Source organism: Psychrobacter sp. AOP3-A1-26, from assembly GCF_052378235.1.
Classification (GTDB): Bacteria; Pseudomonadota; Gammaproteobacteria; order Pseudomonadales; family Moraxellaceae; genus Psychrobacter.
Map to the genome: position 1 here is coordinate 1 of NZ_JBQSXN010000118.1, position 6,304 is coordinate 6,304.

Sequence of the window (6,304 nt, forward strand, 5' to 3'; positions counted from 1 at the left end):
GCTCACATCAATAGGAAATAACTTAGGAAATATCGAATGCGATTTGTTAAGAGTTTATTGCCAGTAGTATGTCCTAATCAAACAGTTAAATATCCGCCTGTAGGAGAGTCTCCTAACGATTGGTTAAGGAGTAACTCTCTTGGATTAGATGTTATTACTATTCATGGTTTTGTAGTGGATAAGTTTAATTCAATTCCTGCTCTATTCCTAAAGGCTGAATTTATATATAGCGATGGGATGAAAATAGATGACATAGTTAATAGATATACTCAAAATAAAAGATGGCATTTGTTGAAAACAGTTTCAGAAGATTTGAGGTCTCCTGTAAATCTACTATTGATACCCTACGGTTATCCTAATACAAGCATCCAAGGCTTTAATGGAAATGATAAATGCTTATATTTATTTGAAGATATAACTAATAGTGTATTTAGAGATTATGAAAAGATAAGCCTATTGGGCTTTAGTTTATTACTGAAGGATATGAGAGGGTTTTCTTTTAAAAAATCTAAACCATTAAAATCTGCTTCAACATATCTTGAATGCAGCTTAGTTAATGAAACAGAAGGTGAGAAAAATCCTTGGCCAGGTGATGTTGACGGTATACTTTTTCTGCATGATAAACCTAAAGCTATTTTAGAGTATAAAACTCACAACCTAAACAGTCCTATTAGTAATGAATATATAGGGAAATATAGTCAAGAAGATTGGAGAAGATTCAAAGTTTTGGATGTATTAAAAGGCAAGCTAAACGTTCCAATATTTTTTATAGTATGGGGTCCAAACCATCAAGATATTAAAATTCAAGTTATATGTGAAGTTGGGAAAGTAGATAAAGAATTCTATACAAATAAAATCTCGCTTCAGAATCAACTATTTCAGCTACTGAATATATATTAAGGACTTATTATGGAAAATTCTATCAAAATAATTGGTAAAGAGGATTCTTTGTCAAAAAGTTTAAATGTCGAGAATCAGAATATTGATAAGTTAATCAATATCTTTCCTGAGGTCATACGTGATGGTCAGGTAGATATAAATATTCTAAAGTCTATTATAGGTTTAAAAGATGAGATGTCTGAAAGAAGGTTTGATTTTACATGGTATGGAAAAGAAAATGCTAAGAGTCTTGCTCAAGCTTTAACGACGGGAACGTTAAGACCACTAGAATGTCAAAGCATTAATTGGAATAGTGCTGAAAATATACATATTGATGGTGATAACTTAGAAGTACTTAAGATATTACAAAAATCTTATCACAATAAAATAAAAATGATTTACATAGATCCACCATACAACACTGGTAAAGATTTCGTTTATAAAGATAACTTTAGAGATAATATTAAAAATTATTTAGAATTTACTGGTCAACTAGATTCTAAAGGAAAGAGGCAAAACACTAATTCCGACCTATCTGGTAGGTATCACTCAAACTGGTTAAGTATGATGTATCCAAGATTAAGAGTAGCCAAAAATCTTTTAAGAAATGATGGAGTGATATTTATTTCTATAGGTGATGCTGAAGTTGGTAATTTGAGACTAGTCTGTGATGAAATATTTGGTGAAGAAAACTTGCAAGGTCATGTACATTGGCGAAGAAGACATAATCAACCTAATGATAAAACTAAAATGCTAGGACTAGTTGGAGAACATATTTTAGTATACTCAAAAGATAAGAGTTATTTAAAGGATTATGGTGTGGGAAAGATGCCCTTAACAGGCTCTTTTAGCAATCCAGACAACGATCCTTTAGGTGACTGGGCATCTAAACCATGGAAAGTAGGAAGTGATCAGGGTGGTTCAAGATATTCTATTACTCTTCCAAATGGAGTAGTATTAAGCGAAGAGTGGATGGGTGATAAAAAAACTTATATGAACCATTTAGAAGAAGGAAGAATGTACTTTCCCAAAAATGGAGCAGGAGCACCAAGAAAAAAATATTATAAATTTGAAAGAGAAGAAGAGGGGCAATGTGCAACTAATTGGTTTAGTCATGAGCTGTTTGGACATAATCAACAGGGGAATGAAGAACTAACCGAAATGATGGACGGTATCAAAAATACTTTTAGCAACCCTAAGCCAACTAAGCTAATTGAAAATTTAATGAGTATAGCAGGCTGTAAAGATGGTGATATCGTTCTAGACTTTTTTGCTGGGTCAGGGACTACATTCCAAGCTGCTGTGCAGTTTAATCCAAAAATTAGATGTATTACAGTTCAATTACCTGAACCGCTAATTAGAGAGAATAAAAATCATAAAGAGGCTATTGATTTTTGCTCTAAAAATGATAAGCCCTTTTATCTTTCTGAGTTGACAAAAGAAAGAATTCGCAGGGCTAATAATCTTTACAATGGATTAGGTATAAAGTTCTTCCGATTAGATGAAACAAATATTTGTTTATGGGACGCTGATGCAGAAAATTTAGAGGAGATTCTGAGACAGTCAATTGAATCTATTAAGCCTAATCGTAGTAATGAAGATGTACTTTATGAGATTCTGCTCAAATATGGTATTGAGCTTACAGTCCCAGTAGAAACAGAGGTCATTAATGGTAAGCAAGTCTTTGTTGTTGGTGCTGGCGCATTGATTGTGTGTTTAGACGATGGCATCACAAGTGAAGTAGTTGAAGGTATTGCCAAGCTAAAAGTTGAGCTGGATTCAGAGACAACGCAGATAGTATTTAAAGATGCTGGATTTGCTGATAGTAATGTAAAAACCAACGCTATTCAGATATTAAAGCAAGCTGGTATTAATGATGTTAAAAGTATTTAAAGGATAAGTCATGTCTGAAATGAAAATAAAGTTTGATCCTGACCTTTCTCATCAAAAAGATGCAATTAGCGCGGTTGTGGGTGTGTTTGAAGGCCAAGAAACCTTTCAATCAAACTTCTCTGTTGCAAGTAGTGCTCTCAGTAATGAACAGTTAGGTTTATTTGCGAAGAATAATGATATTGGTGTCGCTAATGCACTTAGTCTTCTACCAGAAGAGCTTTATGAGAATACTCGCAATGTTCAGCTATTGAATGGGTTGGCTCAAACAGAAACAACCAAACAAGCGCTTCCTAGCCTCGATTTTACTATTGATATGGAGACAGGCACAGGTAAGACTTACGTTTATTTGCGTAGTGTATTTGAGCTATATGAGCGTTATGGCTTGAGTAAGTTTATTATTGTTGTTCCTTCGGTGGCTATTAAGGAAGGTGTATATAAGTCTCTTCAAATTACAGAGGAGCATTTTAGAAAAGAATATAAAAATATTCAGTATGATTATTTTGTCTATGATTCATCAAAGCGAGATCAGGTAAGGAATTTCGCTACTAATGATTATATTCAAATTATGGTCATTAATATTGACGCTTTCAGTAAATCATTTGTCGACCCTGAAAAAGAATCAACTGCTAACCTGATCCACCGTACAGATGATCGACTTAATGGCATGAAACCAATTGAGTTTATCCAAGCGACAAACCCGATAGTAATTATTGACGAGCCTCAATCAGTAGCTTCTACAGTCAACCGTAAAAAAGCGATTGCCAGCTTAAATCCGTTATGTACATTTCGCTACTCAGCTACGTTAACTGAAAACTTGAATATGCTTTATAAGCTTGACTCAATTGATGCATATGAACGCAAGCTTGTAAAACAAATTGAAGTTTTTGATCTTAATATTCAAAACAATCATAATCAAGCCTATATTAAGCTTCTTAGTGTTGATAACAAGAAGTCGGCAATCACTGCAAAAATTGAAATTGATGCTCAGACCAAAACAGGTAAATTGCAGCCTCGTAAATCTATTACAGTAAAAGCCGGCACCGACTTATTCGAGGTTTCTGGTGGACGGGATCTTTATGAAGGTTATGTGATCAACGATATTTATTGCGAGGAAGGCAGCGAGTATATTGATTTTACTAGTCGCGATGACATCATAGAAATCAATCAGGCTATTGGTGAAGTTGATCAAGACACCTACAAACGACTACAAGTATCAGAAACAGTAAAAGAACATCTAGAAAAAGAACTGAGATTCTATCAAAAAATTACCACTGGAGTTGATCAAATGGATCACTCTAAAATTCTTAGCCAAAAAGGAATTAAAGTTCTTAGTCTATTCTTTATTGATAAAGTAGCGAATTACCGTGGGTACACTAAAGACGGTGAACCTGTACAAGGTAAGTTTGCCAGTTGGTTTGAAGAAGAGTTTATAAAACAGCTTAGAAAGCCAAAGTATCGTATTTTATATCCTTCAGTATGGGATAAGGATAATACTGGAAAGCCTATTATCAATGAACAAGCTCTCAAAGAGTTGGCAAGCGCTGTTCATAATGGTTATTTTGCGCAAGACAAAAAGAAAGATGCTCTAGGAAATCCGTTGTTTACAGAGTCTAAGCTTTCAGCAAAAGGTGAAGGTGGTAAAACGGTTGCTGATGAATCAGCTTATAATCTCATTATGAAAGATAAAGAAAAGTTACTCTCAATGGATGAGAAGCTACGCTTTATCTTTAGTCACTCTGCTCTAAAAGAAGGATGGGATAATCCAAATGTATTTCAGATATGTACTTTAAATGAGACTAAGTCTGTGATGAAAAAACGTCAGGAGATTGGTCGTGGTTTGCGTCTAGCTATAGATCAGTCGGGTGAACGGGTGCCTTACGGTTTTGAAGTAAACACGTTAACAATTATGGCAAATGAGTCTTACGAGCAATTTGTAGCAACGCTCCAAAAAGAAATTGAAGAAGAAGAGGGTATTAAATTTGGCGTAATAGAAAAGCATCAGTTCGCCAATATTTTGATATCCAATGAATATAATAGTAAAGAATTTCTTGGCGCAAAAAAATCAGAAGAGATCTATCTGCATCTTGAAAATCAGGGCTACATCAATAATAAAGGTAAAATACAAGATTCTCTGAAAATCGATTTAGCTGATAATACAGTCATTCTACCAGAAAGTGCAACAGAGTATGCCGAAGCTATTCTTGCTACCTTAACTAAAGTTGCAAGAGGTTTAAGTATCAAGAAGCATGAGGAGAAAAAGACTGCTAAGCTTAAGGAGAAAGAAGGTAAGCAGGTCGTATTAGGTGATGATTTTAAAGCCCTTTGGGATCGCATCAAGTACAAAACCACCTATAGAGTGAATTTTAGCGTTAGTGAGCTTGTAGAGAAGTGTATTAAAGAGATCAGAGCTTCCGTTGTTGTTTCTAGTGTTAAATATGAGTCGAAAAAACGAAGAGTTGAAATTGCTGAATCCGGACTTCTCGTCTCTGATTTAGATTTAGAGGGTAATAAAGTTCAAGACAAACAAGGTGTGCTAGAGGTAAGTTTTAAGCTTCCTGATATTGTAACCTACTTAGAGTCTCAAACGAATCTAACACGTTCAACGATAATTCATATACTACTTGGTCTAGGTGATAAGCTCGAAGCATTTAAGAAGAATCCTCAGCTATTTATTCAACAGTGTGCGGAAGTCATTCGTAAACAAATGCGTTTAGCGATTGTTGATGGTATCACGTATCAGCGCATTGGTGATGATAATTATTATGCTCAAGAACTGTTTCAAGAAGAAGAGCTAACAGGTTATCTAAAAAATATGGTTGAAGCACACAAGTCAGTTTATGATTACATCGTTTGTGATTCTAATACTGAGTTTGAGTTTGCTGAGAAGCTTGAGCAATCAGCAGAAGTTAAACTTTATACTAAACTACCTGCTTGGTTTAAGATTGATACGCCATTAGGTAGTTATAACCCTGACTGGGCTGTACTGATTGATAAAGATGATGAGATGGGTGAGCAGCTATACTTTGTGGTTGAAACCAAATCAAGCATTTTTTCTGATGATTTGAGAGCAGCTGAGAAGGCCAAGATTGATTGTGGTATTGAACATTTCAAGGCTTTGAGCAAAGATAGCAATGGTATAGATTTAGAAAACCCAGCTAAATTCGTAAAGGCTGATAACTACAATACTTTCTCCACACACTTCAGCTAATTAAATGAAAATCGAAGATCATGATTAACATGGTCTTCGGTTTTTTAATCGTCAGACCACCTAACTAAAATATCTCAAGTTCAACTGTACGGATTTGATGGCAGAGGTTGAACAACCATAGAGTATTTATTGGCTATCTAAAAGTTGTATTTACAGGGATAATTCTAGCTAAAACGCATTATTTGAAACTTTTTTATATTTAATTGTATTTACTTGACATAAGTATATTTTTTTAATTGACTTTTAAATTATTATACCTAATATTGTATACTTAACCTTTTTGACGTGTACCTTAGACTTTAATTTAAAGATGATTAAGCTAGA

The 6,304-nt window shown here is 34.3% G+C and carries 3 protein-coding genes; all 3 read left to right on the forward strand.

Annotated elements, in window-relative coordinates; all coding sequences use genetic code 11:
- Positions 1-36 precede the first annotated feature (36 nt).
- From ACT3TU_RS13265 to ACT3TU_RS13275, 3 genes are read left to right on the forward strand one after another with little or no spacing between them, the layout of a single operon-like run.
- A complete protein-coding gene (locus ACT3TU_RS13265) occupies positions 37-900 on the forward strand; it encodes a hypothetical protein (protein WP_192523830.1) in 864 nt (287 codons plus the stop codon).
- Between the two features lie 9 nt (positions 901-909).
- Positions 910-2,772: a site-specific DNA-methyltransferase gene (locus ACT3TU_RS13270; protein WP_192523831.1), complete on the forward strand. Its 1,863-nt coding sequence runs from the start codon at positions 910-912 to the stop codon at positions 2,770-2,772.
- A 10-nt stretch (positions 2,773-2,782) separates the two neighbouring features.
- On the forward strand, positions 2,783-5,980 hold the full coding sequence (locus tag ACT3TU_RS13275; RefSeq protein WP_192523832.1) for a type III restriction-modification system endonuclease: 3,198 nt from the start codon (positions 2,783-2,785) through the stop codon (positions 5,978-5,980).
- Positions 5,981-6,304: the final 324 nt, after the last annotated feature.

Bases quoted from the DNA above. Each gene is read 5' to 3' on its own strand.
- ACT3TU_RS13270 (WP_192523831.1), top strand. From the start codon at position 910: ATGGAAAATTCTATCAAAATAATTGGTAAAGAGGATTCTTTGTCAAAA.
- ACT3TU_RS13275 (WP_192523832.1), top strand. From the start codon at position 2,783: ATGTCTGAAATGAAAATAAAGTTTGATCCTGACCTTTCTCATCAAAAA.
- ACT3TU_RS13265 (WP_192523830.1), top strand. From the start codon at position 37: ATGCGATTTGTTAAGAGTTTATTGCCAGTAGTATGTCCTAATCAAACA.